19 protein-coding genes and 1 riboswitch are annotated in these 23,792 nt (G+C 74.2%); of the genes, 7 read left to right on the top strand and 12 right to left on the bottom strand.

All coding sequences use genetic code 11. The features are described 5' to 3' along the window. The first annotated feature begins 169 nt into the window (after positions 1–169). Positions 170–799, top strand: a complete 630-nt coding sequence (gene snpA, locus ACH4B3_RS09880; protein WP_398462231.1) for a snapalysin — start codon at positions 170–172, stop codon at positions 797–799. Positions 800–1,332: 533 nt separating this feature from the next. Then, positions 1,333–2,112: a DUF72 domain-containing protein gene (locus tag ACH4B3_RS09875; RefSeq protein WP_398462230.1), complete on the top strand. Its 780-nt coding sequence runs from the start codon at positions 1,333–1,335 to the stop codon at positions 2,110–2,112. A gap of 82 nt (positions 2,113–2,194) precedes the next feature. Here the strand turns inward: ACH4B3_RS09875 and ACH4B3_RS09870 are convergent, their stop codons facing one another. Then, positions 2,195–3,265, bottom strand: coding sequence for a chitinase (locus ACH4B3_RS09870; RefSeq protein ID WP_398462229.1), 1,071 nt, complete (start codon positions 3,263–3,265; stop codon positions 2,195–2,197). Positions 3,266–3,691: 426 nt separating this feature from the next. Between ACH4B3_RS09870 and ACH4B3_RS09865 the strand changes: the two genes are divergently transcribed. Together ACH4B3_RS09865 and ACH4B3_RS09860 are read left to right on the top strand one after the other, a co-directional pair. Beyond that, complete coding sequence (locus tag ACH4B3_RS09865; RefSeq protein WP_398462344.1) at positions 3,692–4,951, top strand: hypothetical protein; 1,260 nt, start codon at positions 3,692–3,694, stop codon at positions 4,949–4,951. A 265-nt stretch (positions 4,952–5,216) separates the two neighbouring features. Next, positions 5,217–5,624 (top strand): DUF779 domain-containing protein, encoded by a 408-nt coding sequence (locus tag ACH4B3_RS09860; RefSeq protein WP_398462228.1) that lies wholly within the window; start codon positions 5,217–5,219, stop codon positions 5,622–5,624. Positions 5,625–5,708: 84 nt separating this feature from the next. On the opposite strand, the gene ACH4B3_RS09855 is transcribed toward ACH4B3_RS09860, so the two are convergent. Together ACH4B3_RS09855 and ACH4B3_RS09850 are read right to left on the bottom strand one after the other, a co-directional pair. After that, positions 5,709–7,868, bottom strand: coding sequence for a putative bifunctional diguanylate cyclase/phosphodiesterase (locus tag ACH4B3_RS09855; protein ID WP_398462227.1), 2,160 nt, complete (start codon positions 7,866–7,868; stop codon positions 5,709–5,711). A gap of 773 nt (positions 7,869–8,641) precedes the next feature. Then, a complete protein-coding gene (locus tag ACH4B3_RS09850; protein WP_398462226.1) occupies positions 8,642–10,018 on the bottom strand; it encodes a peptidase C39 family protein in 1,377 nt (458 codons plus the stop codon). Between the two features lie 197 nt (positions 10,019–10,215). Between ACH4B3_RS09850 and ACH4B3_RS09845 the strand changes: the two genes are divergently transcribed. Next, complete coding sequence (locus tag ACH4B3_RS09845; protein ID WP_398462225.1) at positions 10,216–10,797, top strand: uridine kinase; 582 nt, start codon at positions 10,216–10,218, stop codon at positions 10,795–10,797. A gap of 468 nt (positions 10,798–11,265) precedes the next feature. After that, positions 11,266–13,161, top strand: a complete 1,896-nt coding sequence (locus ACH4B3_RS09840; protein WP_398462224.1) for an AAA family ATPase — start codon at positions 11,266–11,268, stop codon at positions 13,159–13,161. A gap of 102 nt (positions 13,162–13,263) precedes the next feature. On the opposite strand, the gene ACH4B3_RS09835 is transcribed toward ACH4B3_RS09840, so the two are convergent. The 9 genes from ACH4B3_RS09835 to ribD form a co-directional block, all read right to left on the bottom strand. After that, entirely contained in the window at positions 13,264–14,442 is a 1,179-nt protein-coding gene (locus ACH4B3_RS09835; RefSeq protein WP_398462223.1) for a hemolysin family protein, read from the bottom strand. Further along, positions 14,439–15,785: a hemolysin family protein gene (locus ACH4B3_RS09830; RefSeq protein WP_398462222.1), complete on the bottom strand. Its 1,347-nt coding sequence runs from the start codon at positions 15,783–15,785 to the stop codon at positions 14,439–14,441. Before ACH4B3_RS09830 ends, ACH4B3_RS09835 begins: the two co-directional genes overlap by 4 nt. Positions 15,786–15,928: 143 nt before the next feature. Next, positions 15,929–16,381 carry a PH domain-containing protein gene (locus tag ACH4B3_RS09825; RefSeq protein ID WP_398462221.1) on the bottom strand — a complete coding sequence of 151 codons (453 nt, stop codon included), beginning with the start codon at positions 16,379–16,381 and terminating at the stop codon, positions 15,929–15,931. 38 nt (positions 16,382–16,419) lie between these two features. Then, positions 16,420–17,268 (bottom strand): ATP phosphoribosyltransferase, encoded by an 849-nt coding sequence (gene hisG, locus ACH4B3_RS09820; RefSeq protein WP_398462220.1) that lies wholly within the window; start codon positions 17,266–17,268, stop codon positions 16,420–16,422. Positions 17,269–17,366: 98 nt separating this feature from the next. Continuing rightward, on the bottom strand, positions 17,367–17,639 hold the full coding sequence (locus ACH4B3_RS09815; RefSeq protein WP_398462219.1) for a phosphoribosyl-ATP diphosphatase: 273 nt from the start codon (positions 17,637–17,639) through the stop codon (positions 17,367–17,369). Positions 17,640–17,672: 33 nt separating this feature from the next. Continuing rightward, complete coding sequence (gene ribH, locus ACH4B3_RS09810; protein WP_398462218.1) at positions 17,673–18,158, bottom strand: 6,7-dimethyl-8-ribityllumazine synthase; 486 nt, start codon at positions 18,156–18,158, stop codon at positions 17,673–17,675. 114 nt (positions 18,159–18,272) lie between these two features. Further along, positions 18,273–19,592 carry a bifunctional 3,4-dihydroxy-2-butanone-4-phosphate synthase/GTP cyclohydrolase II gene (locus ACH4B3_RS09805; protein ID WP_398462217.1) on the bottom strand — a complete coding sequence of 440 codons (1,320 nt, stop codon included), beginning with the start codon at positions 19,590–19,592 and terminating at the stop codon, positions 18,273–18,275. 100 nt (positions 19,593–19,692) lie between these two features. Continuing rightward, entirely contained in the window at positions 19,693–20,316 is a 624-nt protein-coding gene (locus ACH4B3_RS09800) for a riboflavin synthase (RefSeq protein WP_398462216.1), read from the bottom strand. A gap of 1 nt (position 20,317) precedes the next feature. Beyond that, the gene (gene ribD, locus ACH4B3_RS09795) at positions 20,318–21,442 is read right to left on the bottom strand and encodes a bifunctional diaminohydroxyphosphoribosylaminopyrimidine deaminase/5-amino-6-(5-phosphoribosylamino)uracil reductase RibD (RefSeq protein ID WP_398462215.1); all 1,125 of its coding nucleotides are present in this window, start codon (positions 21,440–21,442) and stop codon (positions 20,318–20,320) included. Between the two features lie 155 nt (positions 21,443–21,597). After that, positions 21,598–21,728: riboswitch (FMN riboswitch) on the bottom strand. 754 nt (positions 21,729–22,482) lie between these two features. On the opposite strand from ribD, the gene ACH4B3_RS09790 reads away from it, so the two are divergent. Then, positions 22,483–23,790, top strand: a complete 1,308-nt coding sequence (locus ACH4B3_RS09790) for an MFS transporter (RefSeq protein WP_398462214.1) — start codon at positions 22,483–22,485, stop codon at positions 23,788–23,790. Positions 23,791–23,792: the final 2 nt, after the last annotated feature.

Below are 23,792 nucleotides of genomic sequence, written 5' to 3'. Positions count from 1 at the left end.
CCGGATCGCCGCCCGGGCGGGGGGCCGCCGGGCCCGCCCGGGCGCCGGGCCGAGACGGGACAGGGGGTGATGCCATCGGGCTATCGCCGGATGACATAGTCCCCAACCGGCCTGCCGTCACCGACGATTCGGGGTGCCGAACCCGTTCTCGGACGAGTAGGAGCCCCCCATGGAGATCCGTAGATCCGCGCTGTCCGCCGTCGTCGGACTGGGCCTGGCCGCCGCCACCCTGGCCGCCGTACCGGCCCAGGCGGCCACAGCACAGAGCACCACCACGGCGAGCGCCCCGACCTCCTCGTACGCGGCGTACGAGAAGTCGAAGGAGAACGCCGCCGCCACCAAGGCCTTCCACGAGGCCGTGATGGAGTCGGTGGCGAAGAAGCGTGCGGCCAACCCCGGCGCGGCGTCGGTCACCGTCGTCTACAGCGCGGCCAGCGCCCCCACCTTCCGCACCCAGATAGCCCGCAGCACCCAGATCTGGAACTCCTCCGTCACCAACGTCAAGCTGGTGGAGGGTTCCAACCCCGACTTCCGGTACTACGAGGGCAACGACTCGCGCGGCTCGTACGCCTCGACGGACGGCCACGGCCGGGGGTACATCTTCCTGGACTACCGGCAGAACCAGACCTACAACTCGACGCGGGTCACCGCCCACGAGACCGGGCACGTCCTGGGCCTGCCGGACCACTACTCCGGACCGTGCAGCGAGCTGATGTCCGGTGGCGGCCCCGGCCCGTCCTGCACCAACGCCTACCCGAACTCCGCCGAGCGGACGCGGGTCGACTCGCTCTGGCGCTGAGGCTTCGCGGCACGCTGACCCGGTCCGCCCCCGGGCCGGCGACGGGGACCGCGACCGGCGCCGGGTGAACCACCGGTACGGCCCCGCCACCCCCGGCGGGAGGTCCGCGGGGCGGCCCCCGGCGGGACTTCCCGCACGCACGCCGGGAGCCCGCGACGGACCTCCGTCGGGGAAGCGTCAGGAAGCAGGCGTCCGGCCCGGGCTCATGCCCGGGCCGGACGCCTTCCGCGCACCCGGGCCCCACCGCACGCCCCCCCTGCGCGCGAGCCGGTCCCGCCGCGTGCTCCCGCCCCGCACCTCGCCCACCGCACGAGCCGGTCCCACGGCGCGCACCGGCCCCCACCGCGCACACCGACCACTGCCGCGCGAGCCGGCCCCGCACCTCGCCCCACCACGAAAGCCGGCCCCACCGCGCCGACCGGCTCGCCGCGCGCACCGGCTCCGGTGCCGGGTGGCGGCCGACCGGGCCGGGCCCGGTACCGCCGGCGGCGTGGGACCGTCCGCGACGGCGGTGCCTGCGGTAGGGATCGGGGATGGCCGTTCTTCTCGTCGGGACGTCGGGCTGGCAGTACCGGGACTGGCGCGGTGTCCTCTACCCCGCCGACCGCCCGCAGCGCCTGTGGCTGGAGGAGTACGCCCGGCACTTCGCCACCGTGGAGAGCAACGCCGCCTTCTACCGGCTGCCCACGGCCGAGCAGTTCGCCCTGTGGCGGGACCGCACCCCGGCCGGGTTCGTCATGGCGGTCAAGGCGAGCCGCTACCTCACCCACGTGAGACGGCTGAGCGAGCCCCGCGAACCCGTGCACCGGCTCCTGGCCCACGCGGCCGGCCTCGGCGACCGGCTGGGCCCGGTCCTGCTGCAACTGCCGCCCACGCTGCGGGCGGACACCGGTCTGCTCGACACCTGCCTGGCCTGCTTCCCCGCCGCCGTCCGGGTGGCCGTCGAGCCCCGTCATGACTCCTGGTGGACCGCCGAGGTGCGGGCGGTCCTGGAGCGGCACGGCGCGGCGCTGTGCTGGGCCGACCGGGGGTCCCGCCCGGTCGGACCGCTGTGGCGCACGGCCTCCTTCGGGTACCTGCGGTGCCACGCCGGACGCGCCCGGCCGTGGCCCCGCTACGGCCGCCGGGCACTCACCGGGTGGGCGGACCGGGTGCGGGACACCTGGCCCGCGGACGCGGAGGTTCATGTGTACTTCAACAACGACCCGGGCGGCGCGGCCGTCCTCGACGCGGTCGCCTTCGCCCGCGCCGCGGCGGCGCTGGGCCACACCGTGACCCGCACCCCCGCGCTGCCGGGTGGCGGGGCGCGGTAGCCGGGGCGTACCGGGCGGCGGGACACGTCCGCCCCGGGCCGCCGGGGCGGGCGGTCCGGGGCGGGCGCGGGAGTGCCCGGGGTCAGCGGCCCTGGAGCGACCGCACGTTGTCGCCGAACGTCCAGTTCCGCGATCCGTCCCAGTTGATCGACCAGGTCATCAGGCCCTTGAGGGCGCCGCCGTACCTGTTCCACGCCTGGGAGACCAGGCCCGGCGACATATGGCCGCCCCCGGCGCCCGGTTGGGCGGGCAGGCCCGGGACCTGCTTGTCGTAGGGCACCCGGATGGTGGTGCCCTGGACCACGAGCCCCCTGTCGAGGCAGTCGGTCTGCGCGGTGAACCCGGCGACGGTTCCGGCCTGGTAGGAGTCGCCCGAGCAGCCGTACATGCTGCCGTTGTAGTACTGCATGTTGAGCCACCACAGGCGGCCGTTGTCCGCGTACTTCTTGACGATGGGCAGATAGGCGCCCCAGATCGAACCGTAAACCACGCTTCCGCCGGTGACGTAGGCCGTCTCGGGGGCCATGGTGAGACCGAAGTTCGACGGCATCCGGGCCAGTACGCCGTCGATGATGCGGATGAGGTTGGCCTGCGAGGTGGACAGCTGGTTGATGTTCCCGCTGCCGACGAGGCCGGTCTCGATGTCGATGTCGATGCCGTCGAAGTTGTACTTCTTCAGGATCGGCACCACCGTCTCGACGAACCGGTCGGCCACCTTGGCGGAGCTGAGGTCGATCCCGGCGGCGGCGCCGCCGATGGACAGCAGGAGGGTGGCGCCGTTCGCCTTGGCGTCGCACATCTCGGCCGGTGTCGACACCTTCACCGTCGAGTCCATCCCGTCCTCCCACAGGACGGTGCCGTCCGAGCGGATGACCGGGAAGGCCGCGTTGATGACGTTGTAGCCGTGGTCGCGGATGCGCTTGTCGTTGATCGGCACCCAGCCGAACGGCGGGTGCACGCCGTTCGCCGCGCCGTCCCAGTTCTCCCAGTACCCCTGGAGCACCTTGCCGGCGGGCCTGGACTTGACCGCACAGGTGTCGTCCCGCGGAGCGCTCGTGCCGTCCGGGGCGCCAGGCGCCGCCGCGGCCGGTGCCTGCACGAGGAACGCCGTCGCCAGCGCGACCCCCAGCAGACGTACCATCCGACTGATCATCAGGTGCTCCTTCCGTCCGCCGCCGGCGGCGCGCGGCGGGCGCGTCCGGCCGGCGGCCGAGATTGGGCGTGAGCATGACAGTTATGGGCCCGAGTCGACGCCCGCCTCGTCGACCGCCGCCGGAAGTCGGGGGCACGGGGGGCGCGACGCGCCACACCGTAAGGTGGTCCAGACCTCTCGTCAATAGGTCTGGACCAAGTCTCCCGCCACCCTGCCGCACACCCCGGTCACCCGGCCGCACACCCCCGGCCGACCGGGTGACGGGCACCCACCGGGCGGCCACCTCCCGGCGGCGCCGAAGCGGCTGGTAAAATGGAAGTGACCGGCCTTCAGGTGTGCCCGTGCGTGCACCCGGAGGCTTTTTTCATGCCTTCTTCCACGCCTTCCACGCCTGCCACGCCTGCCACGCCTGCCACGCCTTCTTCCATACCTTCCGGCACCTCTCCCCCGGCCTCGCCGCCCCGCGCCCCCGGCTACCGCACCCTGCTCCGCAACCGCGAGTTCGCGGGACTGTACGCCGGGTTCACGCTGACCGTCGCCGCCTCCACGCTGTCCGGCTGCGCGCTCGGCACACTCGTCCAGCACCGGACCGGCTCCCCGTTCCTGACCGCCGTGAGCATGTACGGCGCCACCTTCGCCACGGTGTTCGGAGCGCTGACCCTGATGTCCGTCGCCGACGGGAGCCGTCCGCGCCGGACACTCCTCACGCTCCAGTGCGTCTCGCTGGCGGGCGTCGCCGCCCAGGCGATCCCCGGCCTGCCGCTGACCGCGCGGTTCGGTCTGCTGCTGGCCCTGGGGTTCTTCCAGTCCCTGGGCACCGGCACCCGGCTGGGACTGCTCGCCGAGACGGTCCCGGCCGCCGGCTACGCCCCGGCCCGGTCACTGATGAACATCACCTCCGGGGGCGCGGCGGTGCTGGGCTACGCCGCCTCCACCCTGCTGCTGCGCCGGCTGGGCCCATCCGAGATCTTCCTCCTGGCCGCGGTTCTCACCGGCCTCGCGGTGGCCGTCCTGGCCGCCACGGTCCGGGAACGTCCGGTCCGCTCCGCCCACCGCCCCGGACTGCGCCGGACCTGGACGACGAACGCCGCACTCTTCTCCGACCCCGGGGCTCGGGCGCTGCTGCTGAACCTGTGGGTGCCCAACGGTCTGGTCGTCGGCTGCGAGGCGCTGTTCATCCCCTACGCCCCGGAGCACGCCGGCACCCTGCTGGCCGCCGCGGCGGCGGGCATGCTCCTGGGGGACCTGGCCGTCGGGCGGCTGCTCGGCCCGGACCGCCGGCGGCGCTGCGCGTTCGCGCTGCGGCTGCTGCTCGCCGCCCCGTACCTGCTGTTCGCCTGGCACCCGCCGGTACCCGTGCTGGTGGCCGCTGTCTTCGTCTCCGGCGCCGGATTCGCCGCCACCCTCCCGCTGCAGGAGCAGTTGCTGGCGCTGACCCCCCGGCCGGTCCGCGGCCAGGTCCAGGGCGTGGAGTCGGCCGGCCGGATGACCTGGCAGGGCATCGGCGCCGCCGTCGCGGGCGGCCTCGCCCAGTTCTTCGGCCCGGCCGTCGCGATCACCGCCCTGACGGTGGCCTCCCTCGCGGTCACGGCCGGCTCCCGGCCGTTCGTGGCCGGCGCCGGTGCGATCGGCGCCGGAAGCCCGCACCGGCCGCCGATCACCCCCGGGAAAGGTCTGCACCTGTGAAGAACAGACGGGACGACCTCCGGAAAACGGGGTGCCGACCCGGCGAAGGTGGCTTGAAACATACGCTCCACTCCGGCGCCGGACGCTCCTCGTTCCGGTCGCCGGACTCCGCCGCGGGCGACGGGTGTCGTCCGGTCCGGCCCGGGAAGACAATCCGGTGGCGGAGCCGCGGCTCCCCGCACGGCCCCATCGGTGCCCGGCCGGGCAGCCGGTCCGCCGACCACCGGTCGGTCCGTCCGCCCCGGCCCCGGCGAAGGAGCAGCTCATGGCAGAGGTCTCCCGCGTCTCCCTGACCCCCGAGGCCGCACGGCTGGTCAGACGGCTGACCGACAGGCACGGACCGCTGATGTTCCACCAGTCCGGCGGCTGCTGCGACGGCAGCGCACCGATGTGCTACCCGCGCGGCGAGTTCCGCACCGGGGCCTCCGATGTGCTGCTGGCGGCGCCGGAGGTGGACGGGGTGGCGGAGCCGGTGGAGTTCTGGATGTCCGCATCCCAGTTCGAGCGCTGGCGGCACACCCGGCTCACGGTCGACGTGGTGCCGGGCCGGGGCAGCGGCTTCTCCCTGGAAGCGCCCGAAGGGGTGCGGTTCCTGATCCGTTCGCAGCTGCTGACCGACGCCGAGCGGCAGCGCCTGGACGGTCCGGCCTGTCCCGCCGACCGCGGCCGGTAGTCCGCGGCCCGGCCCGGCCGGCCACCGGCGCCCGGTCCGGCCGGAGCCCGGGCGGCCGCGGCCGGGCCGCCCCGGGGGCGGGCGTCAGCTGGCGTCCGCCAGCGCCAGCGTGTGCAGCCGCTCGGGCGGGCCGGGCCGGGCGTAGTACCAGCCCTGGGCCGTGTCGCAGCCGAGCAGCCGCAGGTGCTCCGCCTGCACCCCGGTCTCCACCCCCTCCACGGTGACCGCGAGGTCCAGGGTGTGGGCGAGCGACACGATGCCCTCGACGATCTTCACATCGACCGGGTCGGCCGGAGCGCGCTGCATGCCGCGGGTGAAGGAGCGGTCCAGCTTGAGCGTGCTCACCGGCAGTCTGCGCAGGTAGGACAGGTTCGAGTAGCCGGTGCCGAAGTCGTCGAGGGCGATGTCCACGCCGAGGTCGGCGAGCTGCCGGAGCGGACGCAGGGCGTCCTCGTCGGCGCCGATGAGGTCGGTCTCGGTGACCTCCAGGCACAGGGCGCTGGGGCACAGTCCGGCCTCTTCCAGGACCGCCACCGTGTCCGCGACCAGGCTCTTGTGCTGGAGCTGGCACGGCGACAGGTTGACGTTGACCCGCAGTCGGGGGTCGGCCGTCTCGTTGCGCCAGGTGTAGGCCTGCCGGGCGGCCTCCTGGAGCACCCAGCGGCCGAGCGGGACGATCAGCCCGGTCTTCTCGGCGAGCGGGATGAACTGGTCGGGGCCGAGCACCCCGTGCACCGGGTGCAGCCAGCGGACCAGCGCCTCCGCGCCGCGCACGCTGCCGTCGGCGAGCCGCACCAGCGGCTGGTACTCGATGAAGAACTCCCCGTTCTCCAGGGCGAGCGGCAGCCGGTTGGTGAGGCTGTGCCGGGCGATGACCCGGGCGTCGGAGTCCGCGTCGGCGCGCACGTACTGGTTGCCGCCCGCGGCCTTCGCCCGGTACATGGTGATGTCGGCGCTGCGCAGCACCTCGGCCGGGCCCATCTCCCCGGCCAGCCCGTCGACCACCCCGATGCTGACCCGGACCAGCAGCTCGCGGCCGTCGACGCGGACCGGCTCGGCGAGCGCGGCGAGCATCCGGTCGGCCAGCGCGGCGACGTCGGTGTGGGCGGTCGGCCCGGCCACCAGGGCGACGAACTCGTCGCCGCCGGCCCGGGCGACCAGTTCGCCGGGGGAGGTCACGCACGCCCGCAGCCGCTCGGCGACGGAGACCAGCAGCTGGTCGCCGACGGCGTGGCCGAGGCTGTCGTTGACCGCCTTGAAGCCGTCCAGGTCCAGGTAGCACACGCCGAACCGCTCGGTCCCGGCGCCCGCCGCGAGGGCCTGCTCCAGGCGCTCGGAGAACAGCGTGCGGTTGGGGAGTCCGGTCAGCGCGTCGTGGGTGGCCTCGTAGCGCAGCCGCTCCTCCAGCAGCCGCTGCTCGGTGATGTCCTCCATCAGGGTGAGCTGGTACTGCGGCCGGCCGGTGGAGTCACGCAGCAGCGAGACGGTCAGGTTGGTCCACAGCACACCGCCGTCGGGACGCGGGTGGGGCTTCTGGATCCGGTAGAAGTCCCGCTTGCCGGTGACCAGCTCGTGGTAGAGGTCGAGGATGCCCGGGGCGTCGTCCGGGTGCACCCAGTCGAGCACGTTGCGGCTGGTCTGGAAGTACTCCCGGCCGCCGAACATGCGGGCCACCGCGTCGTTGACGACGAGCACCCGGCCGTCCAGGTCGGCGATGCCGACGCCGATCACCGCGCCCTCGAAGACCGCCTGGAACTTCGCCTCGCTGGCGTGCAGCGCCACCTCGGCCTCGGTCCGGGCCTCCAGCGCCGCGCGGGAGATGGCCTCCTGCTCGCTGCGGGTGCGCTCCCGCAGCTCGCGGACGAACCCGGCGGCCAGGGCGTGCTGCAGCCGGCTGCACCGGGCGCGGCTCTCCTCCTGCGGCATGGACGTGTCCGGGGGGAAGTACCGCACCAGGTTCGCCTCGATCGTGCCGAGGATGTGCGGCAGCGCCTCCGGTTCGGTGCAATGCGCGTCCACCAGCGCCGCGCCGACCTCGTAGGCCGACTGGGTGTCGAAGACCGGGGCGCGCAGCGCCTCACCGAGGCGCTGCGCCAGGGGTATCAGGAAACGCTCGAACTCCGGGAGGGTCATCCCGGTCGCCGTGGCGGGGTGGATCGCTTCGGCCCACAGGGCCGCGAACCGATCGGGCCGCGTCTCGAAGCACTCGGGTGTTCTCTCCGCGCCGTCTGTGGCCGAACTCATATCTTCCGTCCTGTGCCCGCGAAACCGATGCCCGCGAAACCGATGTGGCCCACCGGGTCGCCGTCGGCGCCGTGGCGAATCCCCGGGCGCCGGGGCGCCGGGGCCGCCGGGCCCCCGGCGGACCGTGCGCCGCTGTGGCGGAGCCGCGCCGCGCCGCGGCATGGCCGCGGTGGCGACGGCGGTACCGTCCGCCGGTACACGTCCCGTACCTCCTCGCGCTCCCCCGCCTTCCGGAGGCCGACGTCGACCGGAGCGCGGGTCGGCGCGGGCGGGCCGCCCGGCACCCGTGCGCCCCGCGGCGGAGCCACCGCCTGCCGCGGGCCGTCCGCGTCCCCGAGGAAGTGGAGCACGGCGGGGAGCGGCACGGCAACCGGTTGGTCCCGATCGGGGAGCGGCTCGACCTGCGCGCGACCGCGAGTACCGGGGCAGCTCGGCCGCGCGCCGGGCCGGCCCTCCGCCGGTCCGGCGCCCCGGGCCGGGGCCCGGCCGTCCCCGGAGCCGGGCGATGCACCGAGGACGTGGTCGTACGGTCGGGACACACTCGGCACCTGGGTCGCGGTGCCGTGGGGGGCCCTGGAGGGACGCTCCATCAGTCAGTGTCTCCAGCTCATCGGTTGCGCTCGCTCCGGCGGTGCGAACGCCGGTGATGAGGCGAGATTACTGATCGCCCGTTCGAATGGAAGAAGCAAACGGAAAACAACGGCCCGCAATCGGCCACGGGTTACGAAACGGCAACCCGCGATTACGTTACGTACCGCGTTTCCGCTGCCCCGTCAGGTGATGCCGACGGAGGCCAGCGCCCGCTTCTGGGTGAGAGTCGGTCGCGCCGGGAAATACAGATAGCAAACTCCGCCCGTCCCGGAGACGACCTTGCCGCTCGCGTTGTACCGCTTTGTCCGAAGCCAGATGTTCTCGAACTGACGCCGCTTGTAGACCCGCCGGACCGCCTCGTTGCTGTCGCTCGCCGGATCGTTGGCGACCACGTCGCCGCCCGGAGTGAAGCCGATCACCGTCATGAGGTGGCCGGCCGTGCCGTAGCCGGCTCCGTCGAGTTCGCTCGCCAGGAAGGACTGCGAGGTGATCAGCGGGATGCCGGCGGCGATCAGCCGTTCGGCCTCGGTCAGCGAGTTCAGCCGGGTGACCACGGACTGCAGGTCCCGGTAGGTGGCGGCGTAGGCGGCGTTGAAGGGCCAGTTGCCGCAGCCCTCGTACTGGTGGTCGTAGGTGAAGCGGGCCGCGTGGCAGACCTGGGGGTCGGCGAAGGCCGGGTCGACCCAGCCCAGGTCCTCCGCCGTCGGCCGGCGGCCCCAGTACTCGATGATCATCTGCGAGGAGGTGGGGCTGCACCACGCCTCCCCGCCGTTGTCGTACTCGGGGTACTGGCCCACGTGGATGTTCTGCGAGTAGCTCGGCACCACCAGCTCGCGGCCGGCGGCGGTGCCGGGCACCGACGCGGGCACCTCGAAGCGGTCCGGGACGTCGGACCCCATGACCCCCAGCCGCCACACCTTGGGCGTCAGCGAGCTGCCCGGCCGCCGGTAGAGGGTCAGCCGGAGCCGGTAGGCGGCCAGGCGCAGGCCGCCGGTGGTGTCGTCGATGGCGAGGGTGTCGGTCCACACCGAGCTCCTGCCGTCGCGCTGGCCGTCCAGCGAGGTCCGCTTGATCGAGGCGGGGCCGTCGTCGGCGGCCCAGCGGCCCATCACGTACCAGGGGGTCGCGGTGCCGTCGGTGTAGCTGCCCTGGAGCTCGGCCTGCAGCCAGGTGCCGACCGGGGTGCGGGCGTTCCAGGAGACGATGACCTCGCCGGCCGGGGTGGCCGCGCGGTGGACCGGGGAGGTCCACGTCGCGTACTCCCAGCGCGCGGTGGTCCCGGTGTGCGGGTCGGTGTAGTCGGTGGTGCCGGCCGGCCGGGCGATGACCAGGCCGGGGCGCGAGCCGGTGACGGCCCGGGTGCCGTCGGCGGTGCCGCCGCGCCAGTCGGCGTAGCGGGTCCAGGCGCGGTACTCCACCGGGCCGGCCGCGGCCCGGGCCTGCGGGGGGCCCGGCACGGCGCGGGCCGGGGTGGTGGTCGCGGCGAGGCCGGCCGCCGCACCGACGGCGGCGGCGAGCACGGTACGGCGGGGCGTGGGGCCGGTTCCGGTTCCGGTCATCTCGGGGGCTCCCCCCAGTCGTGGTCCAGTGGGGCAAGGTGCGCGACAGTTGCACAACTATGGACGCTGCGAGTGGTTTCAGGCCAGTGATTCCCCACCGTGGCGCGGGGCAATATTGGTGTGGACCACTGATGCCGCACCGGGGCCGGGAGGCCCCGCGCCACCGGCACCGCCCGGCGCCGAGCAGGATGGAGACGATGGAAACGCTGCACGCGCTCGCCCGCCGGCTCACGGCCCTCCCCCCGTCCTGCGGCCCGGTGCGCCTGGTCGCCGTCGACGGGCACGCCGGCTCGGGCAAGTCGACCTTCGCCTCGCTGCTGGCCGCGGCGCTCGGGGACGCGCCCGTGGTGCACACCGACGACCTCGCGAGCCACCAGGAGCTCTTCGGGTGGTCCGGACGGCTCACCGAGCGGGTGCTGGATCCGCTGGCCCGGGGGACCACCGCGCGGTTCGCCGCCTACGACTGGGTGGCGGGCCGCTTCACCGACCCGCGGCAGGTGCCGCCCGCCCCGGTCGTCCTCGTCGAGGGGGTGGGCAGCGGGCGGCGGGCGGTCCGCCCCCGGCTGGCCGCGCTGCTCTGGATGGACGTGCCGGACAGGACGTCCTGGGGGCGCGGGCAACTCCGCGACGGGCCCGCCCAGTCCGCGTTCTGGGACGTCTGGCGGCCGGCCGAGCGGGCGCACTTCGCGGCCGACCCCTCCCGCCCGTACGCCGACTGGCTGGTACGACAGGGTCCCACGGGGTACGAGATGCTGCCGGGACCGGCCGCCGGCGAGTGAGGTCTACGGGCGTCACCCAGCGTGACCCGCCCGGCGCGGCGGCACCGGTGAGGTGTCCGACGCGCCACGAGTGTCCCAACTCGGCTTGACCTAGGCCCCATACAGGTCTTACGTTCTCAATGTGCGGCTCGCCGGAGTCGCCCGACAGCCCGAAGCCCCCGGTCGTTCCCCCGTGACCGGGGGCTTCGTTTCTTCCTGGGCAGCCGATTCCCGAGCTTTGTCCCGATCATCCCTCACCCAGAGTCATCGCCGGCGCGGCACCGGCCGCCCGTCGGCCGGACCCAACCCCGTACGGCACCCTCGGCCCATGCCGCCTGCGCAGGTACGATGCGCATCGGGACGGTCACCGGAGACGGCGGGCGTACCGGCACTGGCCGATCCCCGGCCACAGCACGGCGGTTCAGGCAGTACGGCGGCCCGGCACTCGCCCGGCGGCACACCACGGGGGCACGGTTTGTGGGGGACGTGATGGACTTCGGCACGCAGGGCTCACATGCCCCCGCCGATCTCGCATGGCTGCGGGGGGTCGACGCCTACACGATGGGCGCCTACGCGCAGGCCGAGGACGAGTTCCGCACCGCGGTACGGCACGATCCCGGCATGGCCGACGCCTGGCTCGGGCTGCACGCGCTGCGGGCCGACACCGCGACCGCGCTGCTGCGCATGTACCGCCACCGGGACCGGTTCGGCGAACAGCGCACCCGTCACCGGCGACCGCTCAACTCCTGGTACTGGCTGGGCTGGTGGGTGCAACCGGTGCTGGAGAGCGGCCGCGACCTGCTGCTCGCGCACGCCTCGCACTGGCTCGACGGGCGGCACGTGCCGGAACTCGACCGGGCCCTCGCGGGCTGCCCGCCGGTCGAGGCCGACCCGCAGGCCCGCTTCCTGCACGCCTGCCGCTCCTATCTGGTCAAGGACTGGGAGCAGTTGGTGCGGCACACCGAACCGCTGCTGGACGATCCGCTGCTGGGCATCGAGGCCGGGCTGTTCGGCGGCATGGCCCGGGTGCGGCTGGAGATGTACAACCAGGCCGAGCCGCTGCTCTCGGCGGCCCTGATGCGCTGCCGCAGCGAGCAGCCGCAGCGCAAGGAGCTGCGGTACTGGCTGGCCCGCGCCCACGAGGGGACCGGGCGGTCGGCCGCCGCGCTGCCGCTGTACCGGGCCGTGCACCGGATCGACGCCGCGTTCATGGACACCGCGGCCCGGCTGGCCGCGATATCCGAGGACGGCCTGGACGAGCCCGCGGACCTGGCCGCCGTGTCCTCGCTGGCCGGGGTCGGCCAGGACCTGCCGGAGAACCGGGAGAGCGGCGTCCCGGTGACGGAACCCGAGCCCCCGGCGGCGGACCCCGCCGACGGCCGCGAGGCCCGCTACCCCGGCGGGCCGGAGCCCACCGCGCCGCTCGGCACCGGGGCCGCCGACAGCCCGCGGGAGAAGCGCGGCGGTCCGCCCCGGCCCGGCCCGTCCGATCCCGTGCTGCTGGCGAGCGCCCTGCGGGAACTGGAGCGCATGGTCGGCCTGGAGCCGGTCAAACGCCAGGTGCGGGCGCTGTCCGCCCAGCTCAACATGGCCCGGCTGCGCGCCGGTGAGGGACTTCCGGTACAGCCCCCGAAGCGGCACTTCGTCTTCTCCGGCCCCTCCGGCACCGGCAAGACCACCGTCGCCCGCATCCTGGGCCGCGTCTTCTACGCGCTCGGGCTGCTCACCGGTGACCATCTGGTGGAGGCCGGCCGGGCGGACCTGGTCGGCGAGTACCTCGGCCAGACGGCGGTGAAGGCCAACGAGCTGATCGACTCCGCGCTCGGCGGGGTGCTCTTCGTCGACGAGGCGTACAGCCTGTCCAACTCCGGCTACACCAAGGGCGACGCCTACGGCGACGAGGCGCTCCAGGTGCTGCTCAAGCGCGCCGAGGACAACCGGGACCGGCTGGTGGTGATCCTGGCCGGCTATCCGGAGGGCATGGACCGGCTGCTCGCCGCCAACCCCGGTCTGGGCTCCCGGTTCACCACCCGGGTGGACTTCCCCAGCTACCGTCCCCTGGAACTCACCCGGATCGGCGAGGTGCTGGCCGCCGAGAACGGCGACCGGTGGGACGACGAGGCGGTCGAGGAACTGCGCAGTATCAGCGGCCACGTGGTCGAGCAGGGCTGGATCGACGAGCTGGGGAACGGCCGCTTCCTGCGCACCCTGTACGAGAAGAGCTGCGCCTACCGCGATCTGCGGCTGTCCGGCTGGACCGGTATCCCGACCCGGGACGACCTGGCCACGCTGCGGCTGGCGGACCTGATGCAGGCGTACGGCGAGGTGCTCTCCGGGCGCGGGCCGCTGGACCCGCCGCTGGGCCAGGGCCTGTCCGACGGCTGACCGGGGGCCGCCCGGGCCGGGCCGCACCACCGCCCCGCGCGGCCCGGTACGGCCGGCGGAGCGGGCGGGCCCAGGGGCCCGGCCGGCTCCACCGGCTCCCGCTCAGCCGACCATCTCCCGGTCCCCCGACGGGGCGGGTGGTGCCGCGGACGGCTCGCCGGCCGCCGGGGCGGCCGCGGCCGGGGCCCCGGTCGCCCCGGTGGCGGTGGCAGTGGCGGTGCCGGTGGCGGGTTTCTCCGCGTCCCGGCGCGGCGGCACCCGGTGTGCGGGGTCGCGCACCTCGCCGACCAGCTTCTCCAGCACGTCCTCCAGCGCCACCAGCCCGAGCACCCGGCCGGAGGCGTCGGCGACCGCGGCCAGGTGGGAGGCCGCGCGGCGCATCACGGTCAGCGCGTCGTCCAGCGGGAGTTCGGCGCGCAGGGTGCCGATCGGCCGCCACACGTGCTGCGGCACCGCCCGGTCCGGGTCCTCCAGGTCCAGCACGTCCTTGACGTGCAGGTACCCCATGAAGGCGCCGCCGGGGCCGCGCACCGGGAAGCGGGAGTACCCGGTGGTGACGGTCAGCTCCTCGATCCGCCGGGGGGTGACCGACGGGTCGACGGTGACCAGGCCCGCGGAGTCCAGCAGCACATCGGTGACCGGACGGCTGCCCAGTTCCAGGGCGTCCGCCAGGCGTGCGTGCTCCCCCGGCTCCAGCAGTCCGGCCTGGTGGGAGTCCGCCACCAGGTGGGTGAGCTGTTCGCTGGTGAAGACCGCCTCCACCTCGTCCTTGGGGTCGACCCGGAACACCCGGAGCACCAGCCGGGAGCAGGCGCCGAGTCCGGCCGTGACGGGGCGGCACAGCCGGGCGAAGGCGACCAGGGCGGGTGCCAGCCACAGGGCGGTCCGCTCCGGCGCGGCCATGGCGAGGTTCTTGGGCACCATCTCGCCGATGACCAGGTGCAGGCAGACCACGGCGGCCAGCGCGATGGCGTAGCCGAGCGGGTGCACCAGCGGGCCGGGCAGGTGGACGGCGTGGAAGCCCGGTTCCAGGAGCCGGGCGACGGTGGGTTCGGCCACCGCCCCCAGGGTCAGCGAGCAGATGGTGATGCCGAACTGGGCGGCGGCCATCATCTGGGGCAGGTTCTCCAGCCCCACCAGCACCGTACGGGCACGGGCGGAGGTCCCGGCGTACTGCTCGATCTGGCTGCGCCGCACCGAGACCAGGGCGAACTCGGCGCCCACGAAGAACCCGTTGGCCAGTACCAGCAGGAGTGCGAAGAGCAGTTGGACTGCGGTCATCGGTCCGCTCCCACCGGGGCCGGGGCGGCGGCGGTGCGGACGATCCGCACCCGCTCCGCGCGATGGTGGCCGACCTGCCGGACGGCCAGCTTCCAGCCGGGCAGTTCGGCGGTGTCGCCGGGGGCCGGGATGCGGGCCAGCAGGTCGGCGACGAGGCCGGCGAGGGTCTCGTAGGGACCGTCGGGGGCCTCCAGGCCGATGTGCCGCAGGGTGTCCACCCGGCAGCTGCCGTCCGCCTCCCAGATGACGCGGCCGTCCTCGGTCGGGAGCTGGGTCAGGTCGGGGCTGTCGGCGGACTCGTCGTCGTGCTCGTCGCGCACCTCGCCGACCAGTTCCTCGACGATGTCCTCTAGGGTGACGACCCCGGCGGTGCCGCCGTACTCGTCGACGACCACCGCTATCGGCTGCTCGCTGCGCAGCCGCTCCAGCAGCGGCTGGACCGGCAGGGTCTCGGGGACCAGCAGCGGCGGCCGGGCGATCCGCCCGGCGGGGGTGCGCAGCCGCATCGGCGCGGGCACCGCCAGGGCGTCCTTGAGGTGGACCATGCCGATGACCTCGTCGAGCCGCTCGCGGTAGACGGGGAACCGGGACAGTCCGGTGGCCCGGGTCAGGTTGAGCACGTCGGCGGCGGTGGCGGTGGACTGCAGGGCGCTGACCCGCACCCGCGGGGTCATCACGTGCTGGGCGGTCAGGTCGCCGAGCGAGAGGGTCCGGACGAACAGGTCCGCGGTGTCCTGCTCGATGGCCCCGGCCTGGGCCGAGTGGCGGGCGAGCGAGACGAGTTCGCCGGGGGTGCGGGCGGAGGCCAGTTCCTCGGTGGGTTCCACGCCCAGTGCGCGGACCAGCCGGTTGGCGACGGCGTTCAGGGCGGCGATCATCGGCCGGAAGAAACGGGCGAAGGCGTACTGCGGGCCGGCCACGAAGCGGGCCACCTGCATCGGCCGGGAGACCGCCCAGTTCTTGGGGACGAGTTCGCCGAGGACCATCTGGGCCGCGGCGGCCAGCAGCATGCCGATCACCACGGCCACCCCGGGCACCGCCTGGCCCGGCAGGCCGGTGGCGGTCAGCGGCGCGGTCAGCAGCGAGCCGAGCGCGGGCTCGGCGAGCATGCCGATCACCAGGGAGGTGATGGTGATGCCGAGTTGGGTGCCGGACAGCTGGAAGGACAGCTCGCGCAGCGCGCGGGTGACGGTCCGGGCCCGGCGGTCGCCGGCCGCGGCGGCCCGTTCGGCGTCCGCCCGCTCCACGGTGACCAGGCCGAACTCGGCGGCCACGAAGAATCCGTTGGCGAGGATGAGGACGAGTGCCGTCAGAAGCAGCAGAAGGGAGAGCGTGGGACTCATGCCGCCGCCCGGGAACGAGGGGCGGCGCAGGTACTACAGGACGATCCGTCCATCGCTGGAGGGAGTCACTCCTCTTGGTCGCAGGGAACCCGGTGCCGGGCGGGGCGCGGTGGGCACCCCGCCCAACAGAGTAATCACGACGATCAGCCGCGCGAAGACGTGCCGTATTCCTCGGCGAGGGCGCGCAGCGTCTTCGCGTCGCGGACGGCCTGCTCCTTGGCGATGCCGGGCTGGATGCCCATGGCCGGGTAACTGGTGCCGTCGGCGAGGTCGAGGTAGACCCACGGGTCGCCGGCCCGGAGGTTGACCCGGAGCACCTCCGCCCAGGCGAGGCGGCGGGTGGTGGTCAGGTTGACGACCGTCACCCCCTCCCGGTCGGCGGTGATCCGGGGCCGGCTCAGCACCACCAGGGCACCGAGGAACAGCCCTCCGGTGACGACGAAGCTGATCCGCTCCCCGGGGCTGAGCCGTTCGAGCATCATGGCGACCGCCGCGAGCACGACGAAGAGCAGGACACCGATGGTCAGCAGGACGGCCCGGGTGCGGGTGGGCCGGAAGGTGACCGGGAGATCGGGCAGCGGGGTGCGCTCGGGCACGGCGTCGGGTCTTTCGTCGGCGGCTGGGGTGGTGGAGGTCACAGTCGGCAGGCGTGGATGCCGGTGGTGAGGATCGCTCGGGCACCCAGCTCGTACAGCTCGTCCATGATCCGCTGGGCTTCCTTGGCGGGCACCATGGACCGGACCGCGACCCAGCCCTCGTGGTGCAGCGGGGAGACGGTCGGGGACTCCAGACCGGGGGTGAGCGCGACCGCGCGCTCGACCTGCTCGACCCGGATGTCGTAGTCCATCATCACGTAGCGGCGGGCGACCAGGACGCCCTGCATGCGGCGGAGGAACTGCTGGACCTTCGGGTCGTCCGCCGGGGCGCCGGTGCGCCGGATCACGACCGCCTCGGACTCCAGGATCGGCTCGCCGATGATCTCCAGGCCGGCGTTGCGCAGGGTGGTGCCGGTCTCCACCACGTCCGCGATGATCTCGGCGACGCCGAGCTGGATGGCCGTCTCCACGGCCCCGTCGAGCCGGACCACGGAGGCGTCCACGCCGTTGTCGGCGAGGTGCTTGGAGACCAGGCCGGAGAACGAGGTGGCCACCGTCATGCCGCCGAAGTCCTGCACGCCCTTGGCGGTGCCGGGCCGGGTGGCGTAGCGGAAGGTGGAGCCGGCGAAGCCCAGCTGCATGATCTCCTCGGCCTGGGAGCCGGAGTCGAGCAGCAGGTCGCGGCCGGTGATGCCGATGTCCAGGCGCCCGGAGCCGACGTACACGGCGATGTCGCGCGGGCGGAGGAAGAAGAACTCGACCTCGTTGCCGGAGTCGACCAGGACGAGTTCCCTGCGGTCCTTGCGCTGCCGGTAGCCGGCCTCATGGAGCATCGCCGACGCAGGCTCGGACAGTGAACCCTTGTTGGGGACGGCGATGCGCAGCATGGAGGCGTCTTCCTTCGTACGTCGGGGTGTCGGGGTGGTGCGTGGTCGGGTCCGGCGGGCAACCGGGCCCGCGGGGGCGGGCGGTGGAGCTGCCGGGATCAGAGATGAGCGTATACGTCGTCCAGGGAGATGCCCCGGGCGACCATCATCACCTGAAGGTGGTACAGCAGCTGGGAGATCTCCTCGGCGGTGCGGTCGGCGCCCTCGTGTTCGGCGGCCATCCACACCTCCGCCGCCTCTTCGACGACCTTCTTGCCGATCGCGTGCACGCCCTTGCCCACCAGCTCGGCGGTGCGGGAGGTGCTGGGGTCGCCGGTGGCGGCCTTCTGCTGGAGCTCGGTGAAGAGCTCCTCGAATGTCTTGTTGGCCATGGTGGTCCTAGCCTACTTCGGTCCCGGACGCGCTCAGCGCCAGGGCTCCGAGACCGTGCGCAGCGTGGCGGCGGTGGCGACCGCGGCGGTGACCGCCTCGTGGCCCTTGTCCTCGTTGGAGCCGGGCAGCCCGGCCCGGTCCAGGGCCTGCTCCTCGGTGTCGCAGGTCAGTACGCCGAAGCCGATGGGGACCCCGGTGTCGATGCTGACCTGGGTCAGGCCCTGGGTGACGCCCTGGCAGACGTATTCGAAGTGCGGGGTGCCGCCGCGGATGACGACGCCGAGGGCGACCACCGCGTCGTAGCCGCGGTCGGCCAGCACCTTGGCCACCACCGGCAGCTCGAAGCTGCCCGGGACGCGCAGCACGGTGGGCTCGTCGATGCCGAGTTCGCCGAGCGCGCGCAGCGCACCGGCCATCAGTCCGTCCATCACCTCGGTGTGCCACTGCGCGGCGATCACGGCCACGCGCAGGTCGCCGCAGTTCCGCACGGTCAGCTCGGGGGCGCCCTTACCGCTCATGTCTCTCCTCAGTACTGGTTGGTGCCGGTGTTGCCGGTGGTGCTGGATGTGCTGGTGTTTGCCGGTGGTGCTGGGTGTGCTGGTGTTTGCCGGTGCGGCCGGCGGTCCGGGCCGTCAGGGCCGGCGGGCCGCGGACACCGGGACGTCGTGCTCGCCGTGCCCGGCGCGCTCGGCGCGTCCGCCGTCCAGCCAGGGCAGGTCGTGCCCCATCCGGTCCCGCTTGGTCCGCAGGTAGCGCAGGTTGTGCTCACCGGCCTGGACCGGCATCGGCTCCCGGCCGGTGACCCGCAGCCCGTACCGGACCATGGCGGAGGTCTTCTCCGGGTTGTTGGTCATCAGCCGCATCGAGCGCACCCCGAGGTCGGCGAGCATCTGGGCGCCCGCCGCGTAGTCCCGGGCGTCCGCGGGCAGGCCGAGTTCCAGGTTGGCGTCGAGGGTGTCCCGGCCGAGTTCCTGCAGCTCGTAGGCGCGCAGCTTGGACAGCAGCCCGATGCCGCGGCCCTCGTGGCCACGGAGGTAGAGCACCACGCCCCGGCCCTCGGCGGCGATCCGCTCCAGTGCGGTGTTCAACTGCGGTCCGCAGTCGCAGCGCAGGGATCCGAAGATGTCTCCGGTCAGGCACTCGGAGTGGACCCGGACCAGTACGTCCTCGCCGTCCCCGAGGTCGCCCGCGACCAGCGCGACGTGCTCGACCCCGTCGGTGGTGGAGCGGTAGCCGTACGCGCGGAACTCGCCGGCGGCGGTGGGCAGCCGGGTCTCGGCCTCGCGGCGCACGGTGGGCTCGGAGGACCGGCGGTAGGCGATCAGGTCCTCGATGGAGATGATGGCCAGCCCGTGCCTGCGGGCGAACGCCACCAGCTCCGGCAGGCGCAGCATGACCCCGTCCTCGCCCGCGATCTCCACGATCGCGGCCGCCGGGCGCAGCCCGGCGAGCCGGGCGAGGTCCACTCCGGCCTCGGTGTGCCCGTTGCGGACCAGGACCCCGCCGGGCCGGGCGCGCAGCGGGAAGATGTGGCCGGGCCGGGCGAAGTCGCCGGGCACGCTCGCCGGGTCGGCGAGCAGCCGCAGGGTGGTGGCGCGGTCCGCGGCGGAGATGCCGGTGCTCACCCCGTGCGCGGCGGTGGCGTCGACCGAGACGGTGAACGCGGTGCGCATGCTCTCGGTGTTCTGCCGCACCATCTGGGGCAGCTCCAGCCGGTCGAGGTCGGTGCCCTCGAGGGTGGCGCAGACCAGGCCGCGGCACTCGCTCATCATGAAGGCGACGATCTCGGGGGTCACCTTCTCGGCGGCGACGATCAGGTCGCCCTCGTTCTCCCGGTCCTCGTCGTCCACGACCACCACGGGCCGGCCGGCGGCGATCTCCGCGATCGCGCGCTCCACGGGGTCGAGGACCAGGTCGTCGGTCCAGTTCCGTACATGCGGCAGGACGGTCATGCCCGGCCTCCTTCGTTGACGTGCGAGTGGCGCTCGGCAGCGCCCTTTCCGGCGCGGGGGCGCGCGGGCCGGTGCCCGGCGCCCCGTCGCGGCCCGCCGCTCACTCGACCGGATCCTTCTTCTCGGTGCCGTACGCGCCCTGGCCCATGAGCCGTTCCACGTACTTGGCGATGACGTCGACCTCCAGGTTGACCGGGTCTCCGGCCTGCTTGGTGCCGAGGGTGGTGAGCGCGAGGGTGGTCGGGATGAGGCTGACGGTGAAGTACTCGTCGGTCGCCTCGACGACCGTCAGGCTGATGCCGTCGACGGTGATCGAGCCCTTCTCCACCACGTACCGCGCGAGGGCGGGCGGCAGCGAGATCTTGACGATCTCCCAGTGCTCGGCCGGGGTCCGGTCGAGGATGGCGCCGGTGCCGTCCACATGGCCCTGGACGAGGTGGCCGCCGAGCCGCCCGCCCAGCTCCATCGGGCGCTCCAGGTTGACCCGGGAGCCCGGGACCAGCGCGCCCAGGCTGGAGCGCTTGAGCGTCTCGGCCATCACATCGGCGGTGAACTCGCCGTCGGCGGTGTCCACGACGGTCAGGCAGACGCCGTTGACGGCGATGGAGTCACCGTGGCCGGCGCCCTGGGTGACGAGGGGGCCGCGGAGCCGGAAGCGGGAAGCGTCCGCGAGCTCCTCGACGGCGACGACTTCACCCAGTTCTTCAACGATGCCCGTGAACACGTCAGTTCTCCTCGGAGTCGGTCGGTACGGCGGGTACGGCGGGTACGGCGGTGACACGCAGGTCCGGGCCGAGCCGGACGGTGTCGGTCACGTCCAGGCGCAACGCCTGGGTGATGGTGCTGATTCCGGCGCCGGTGAGCGCGGCGGGGCCGTCGCCGAGGAGCACCGGAGCGAGGTAGCCCACGACCTTGTCGACGGCGCCGGCGGCCAGGAAGGCGCCGGCGAGCGCGGGGCCGCCCTCCAGCAGCAGGGACCGTACGCCGCGTTCGTGGAGCGCGCCCAGGAGGGCGGCCAGGTCCAGGCCGCGGCCGTCGGCGGCGCGGGGCAGCCGCAGGATCCCCGCCGGGGTGCCCGCCAGGTGGCTGGTGTCGGTGTCCCGGGCGACCGCGATCAGGGTCGGCGCGGTGTCGTCCAGCACCCGGGCGCCCGGGTGCACCGCGGTGCCGCCGGAGTCCAGCACCACCCGGAGGGGCTGGGCCACCCCGGGGTCACCGGTCCTGGCCGACAGCTGCGGGTCGTCGGCGCGCGCGGTGCCCGAGCCGACCAGTACCGCGTCGGCCTCGGCGCGCAGCCGGTGCACGTCGGCGCGGGACTCGGGGGAGGTGATCCAGCGGCTGGTGCCGTCGGCCGCGGCGCTGCGCCCGTCCAGGGTCGCGGCGTACTTCCAGAGCACGAAGGGGCGGTGGCGCAGTACCGAGGTCAGCCACGCCTCGTTGCCGGCGGCCGCCTCGTCGGCGAGCACCCCGCCCTCCACCTCGACCCCGGCGGCCAGCAGGGTGCCGGCGCCGCCGGTGGCGACGGGCGTCGGGTCGGCGACGGCGTAGACCACCCGGGTCACACCGGCCGCGATCAGCGCCTGCGAGCAGGGGCCGGTGCGTCCGGTGTGGTCACAGGGTTCGAGGGTGACGACGGCGGTGCCCCCGCGGGCCCGTTCGCCGGCCGCGCGGAGCGCCTCCACCTCGGCGTGCGGGCCGCCCGCGCGCCGGTGCCAGCCCTCGCCGGCCGCCTCGCCGCGCGCGTCGAGGACGACGCAGCCGACGACCGGGTTGGGGCTGGTGTGGCCGAGGCCGCGGGCGGCCAGCTCGATGGCACGGCGCATCGCGCGCGTTTCGGCTGCGGTGGCCACCGGGTCCTCCTGCCTCTTCGGGCACGGACTCCGGGGCTGTCGGACACGACAGAAGCGGGAACACGGCACCGCGGGTACGCCACGGCCTTCGGGTACGGCGCATCCCGAGAACGGGGACGGGCCGCCGACGGAGCGGCGCACCGGTGCTTCGCCCGCCGCGCACTGCCTCCCATCCGGACTTTAACCGTCGGTCCAGGAGTTTCACCTGGTCAACCGGCCGCTGGCGGCGGACGGGTCGCGGACTGTAACCGCCGGTTCGGATTTTCACCGACCCCGGAGTGCGCTGACGTCACTGGTACGCCACCAGTGTGCCATGGGCGGTCGAGACGGGTGGCGCGGCCCTGGTGTGGCCTCTCTCACCCGTGCGGCCGGCCGGCGCGGTCGCCCGGGCCGGCCGGCCCGGGGCCACGGCCGGGTGTCGTGCGCGAGTGCCGGCCGCGGGGACAAAGGTGCGGGGGTTCCGCGCCGTCCCCCCGGTGGCGCAGCCTGCGGCACCCCGACCACCACGGAGGTCCCGTTGTCGAGCCGTCCCACGCGGCGGCGCAGCCACCACCACCCCGCCCATCGGGGTCGCGGCCTAGAGCCGTCCCGCACGGTGGCGGAGTCGGTGCGACCCCGACCACCACGGAGGTCCCGGCGTGAAGCCCTCCCGCAGGGCGGCGCAGCCAGTGGCACCCCGACCACCGGGGCTCGCGCGTAGAGCGGTCCCGCACGGTGACGCAGTCGACGGCACCCCGGCCACTGGGGGGGTCGCAGCGTAGAGCGGTCCCGCACGGCGGCGCAGCCTGCACCACCCCGACCAGCGGAGAGGCCCCGACGGTGAAGCCCTCCCGCAGGGTGACGCAGCCAGTGGCACCCCAACTACCACGGAGGTCCCGGCGGCGAGCCGTCCCGCACGGTGGCGGAGCCGGTTGCGGGGAAGGGTCTGTCAGGCAAGGTTCCTGATAGTTTCGCGCGGGCGCCGGCGCGAACGCCTCGCCGCGCCCCGCCCGGGGCCCGGGCGAACGGCGGAGTCCCGGTGGACGGGGAGGGTGACGGGCATGGCGGACGGCGACGGCTCGGTGCGCGGACCGGGGGCGGCGGTACGGCGGGCACGGATCGCGGTCGCCGCGGTCTTCGCCGTGCACGGCGCCGTCACCGGCAGCTTCGCCACCCGCATCCCCTGGATCTCCGAGCGGCTGGACATCAGCGCCGGCCAGCTGGGGCTGGCCCTCGCCTTCCCGGCGATCGGCGCCTCCGTCGCGATGCCGCTGGCCGGCCGGATCAGCCACCGGTTCGGTGCCCGCACCGCGCTGCGCGGGCTGCTGGCCCTGTGGTGCGCGTCGCTGGCGCTGCCGGCGGCCGCCCCCGGCCTGGTGTGGCTGTGCGGGGCGCTGCTGCTGTTCGGCGCCACCGCCGGGATGTCGGACGTCGCGATGAACGCGCTCGGGGTGGACATCGAGCAGCGGCTGGGCCGGCCGATCATGTCGGGCCTGCACGGCATGTGGAGCGTCGGCGCCCTGCTGGGCTCCGCGGCGGGCACGGTCGCCGCGCACGCCGGGACCGACGCCCGGGTGCACCTGTCCGCCACCGCCGTCGTCCTGGTGGCCCTCGGGGCGGTCGCCTGCCGGTGGGTGCTGGACCCGGGCGCGGACGGCGCCGGGCCGGGGGCGGGCGCCGAGGAGGAGCCGCCGCCGCACTTCGCGTTGCCGCCCCGCTCCGCGCTGGCCATCGGCGCGGTCGGGTTCTGCGCGGTCTTCGCCGAGGGCGCGAGTCTGGACTGGTCGGCGGTGTACCTGCGGGAGGTGCTCGACTCCTCCCCGGGGCTGGCCGCCGCCTGCACCACGGCGTTCGCCTGCACCATGGCCGCCGCGCGGCTGGTCGGCGACGCGGTGGTGGCCCGGCTGGGGCCGGTGCGCACGGTCCGCGCGGGCGGCGTGCTCGCCACCGCCGGCGGGCTGCTGGTGGTCACGGCGCCGGGCGTCGGGTTCGCCATCGGCGGCTTCGGGCTGATCGGGCTGGGCATCGCGGTGGTGGTGCCGCTGGCGTTCGCCGCCGCCGGCCGCAGAGGCCCGTCACCCAGCCAGTCCATCGCGGGCGTGGCCACCATCACCTACACCTCGGGGCTGATCGCCCCGGCCGCCATCGGGTCGATCGCCGACCGGACTTCGCTGACGGTCTCCTTCGCCCTGGTGACGGTGCTGGCCGTGGGGCTGATCGGCGGGGCCGGGGTGCTGCGGACCGGCGGTGGCCGGGACGTGCGGGGCGGCCCCGAGCCGGACCGGCGGGACGAAACGGATGACGGCGGGCGGGACCCGGCCGGCCGGTCCGCACCCTTCGGCGAGTCCCGAAACGTCCCGGGCGGATGATG

The sequence above is a fragment of the Streptomyces sp. NPDC018031 genome (assembly GCF_044327625.1).
In the GTDB taxonomy this organism is placed as follows: Bacteria; Actinomycetota; Actinomycetes; order Streptomycetales; family Streptomycetaceae; genus Streptomyces.
Note: the sequence above shows the minus strand (reverse complement) of the source record. Positions and strands in the feature narration are given on the sequence as shown.

Excerpts from the sequence above, each read along its gene's own strand:
- ACH4B3_RS09835 (WP_398462223.1), bottom strand. The coding sequence starts at position 14,442 with ATGACCGCAGTCCAACTGCTCTTCGCACTCCTGCTGGTACTGGCCAAC.
- ACH4B3_RS09815 (WP_398462219.1), bottom strand. The coding sequence starts at position 17,639 with ATGGCCAACAAGACATTCGAGGAGCTCTTCACCGAGCTCCAGCAGAAG.
- ACH4B3_RS09790 (WP_398462214.1), top strand. The coding sequence starts at position 22,483 with ATGGCGGACGGCGACGGCTCGGTGCGCGGACCGGGGGCGGCGGTACGG.
- hisG (WP_398462220.1), bottom strand. The coding sequence starts at position 17,268 with ATGCTGCGCATCGCCGTCCCCAACAAGGGTTCACTGTCCGAGCCTGCG.
- ACH4B3_RS09830 (WP_398462222.1), bottom strand. The coding sequence starts at position 15,785 with ATGAGTCCCACGCTCTCCCTTCTGCTGCTTCTGACGGCACTCGTCCTC.
- ribH (WP_398462218.1), bottom strand. The coding sequence starts at position 18,158 with ATGAGCGGTAAGGGCGCCCCCGAGCTGACCGTGCGGAACTGCGGCGAC.
- ACH4B3_RS09860 (WP_398462228.1), top strand. The coding sequence starts at position 5,217 with ATGGCAGAGGTCTCCCGCGTCTCCCTGACCCCCGAGGCCGCACGGCTG.
- ACH4B3_RS09845 (WP_398462225.1), top strand. The coding sequence starts at position 10,216 with ATGGAAACGCTGCACGCGCTCGCCCGCCGGCTCACGGCCCTCCCCCCG.
- ACH4B3_RS09875 (WP_398462230.1), top strand. The coding sequence starts at position 1,333 with ATGGCCGTTCTTCTCGTCGGGACGTCGGGCTGGCAGTACCGGGACTGG.
- ACH4B3_RS09840 (WP_398462224.1), top strand. The coding sequence starts at position 11,266 with ATGGACTTCGGCACGCAGGGCTCACATGCCCCCGCCGATCTCGCATGG.
- ACH4B3_RS09870 (WP_398462229.1), bottom strand. The coding sequence starts at position 3,265 with ATGATCAGTCGGATGGTACGTCTGCTGGGGGTCGCGCTGGCGACGGCG.
- ACH4B3_RS09805 (WP_398462217.1), bottom strand. The coding sequence starts at position 19,592 with ATGACCGTCCTGCCGCATGTACGGAACTGGACCGACGACCTGGTCCTC.
- ACH4B3_RS09850 (WP_398462226.1), bottom strand. The coding sequence starts at position 10,018 with ATGACCGGAACCGGAACCGGCCCCACGCCCCGCCGTACCGTGCTCGCC.
- ACH4B3_RS09855 (WP_398462227.1), bottom strand. The coding sequence starts at position 7,868 with ATGAGTTCGGCCACAGACGGCGCGGAGAGAACACCCGAGTGCTTCGAG.
- snpA (WP_398462231.1), top strand. The coding sequence starts at position 170 with ATGGAGATCCGTAGATCCGCGCTGTCCGCCGTCGTCGGACTGGGCCTG.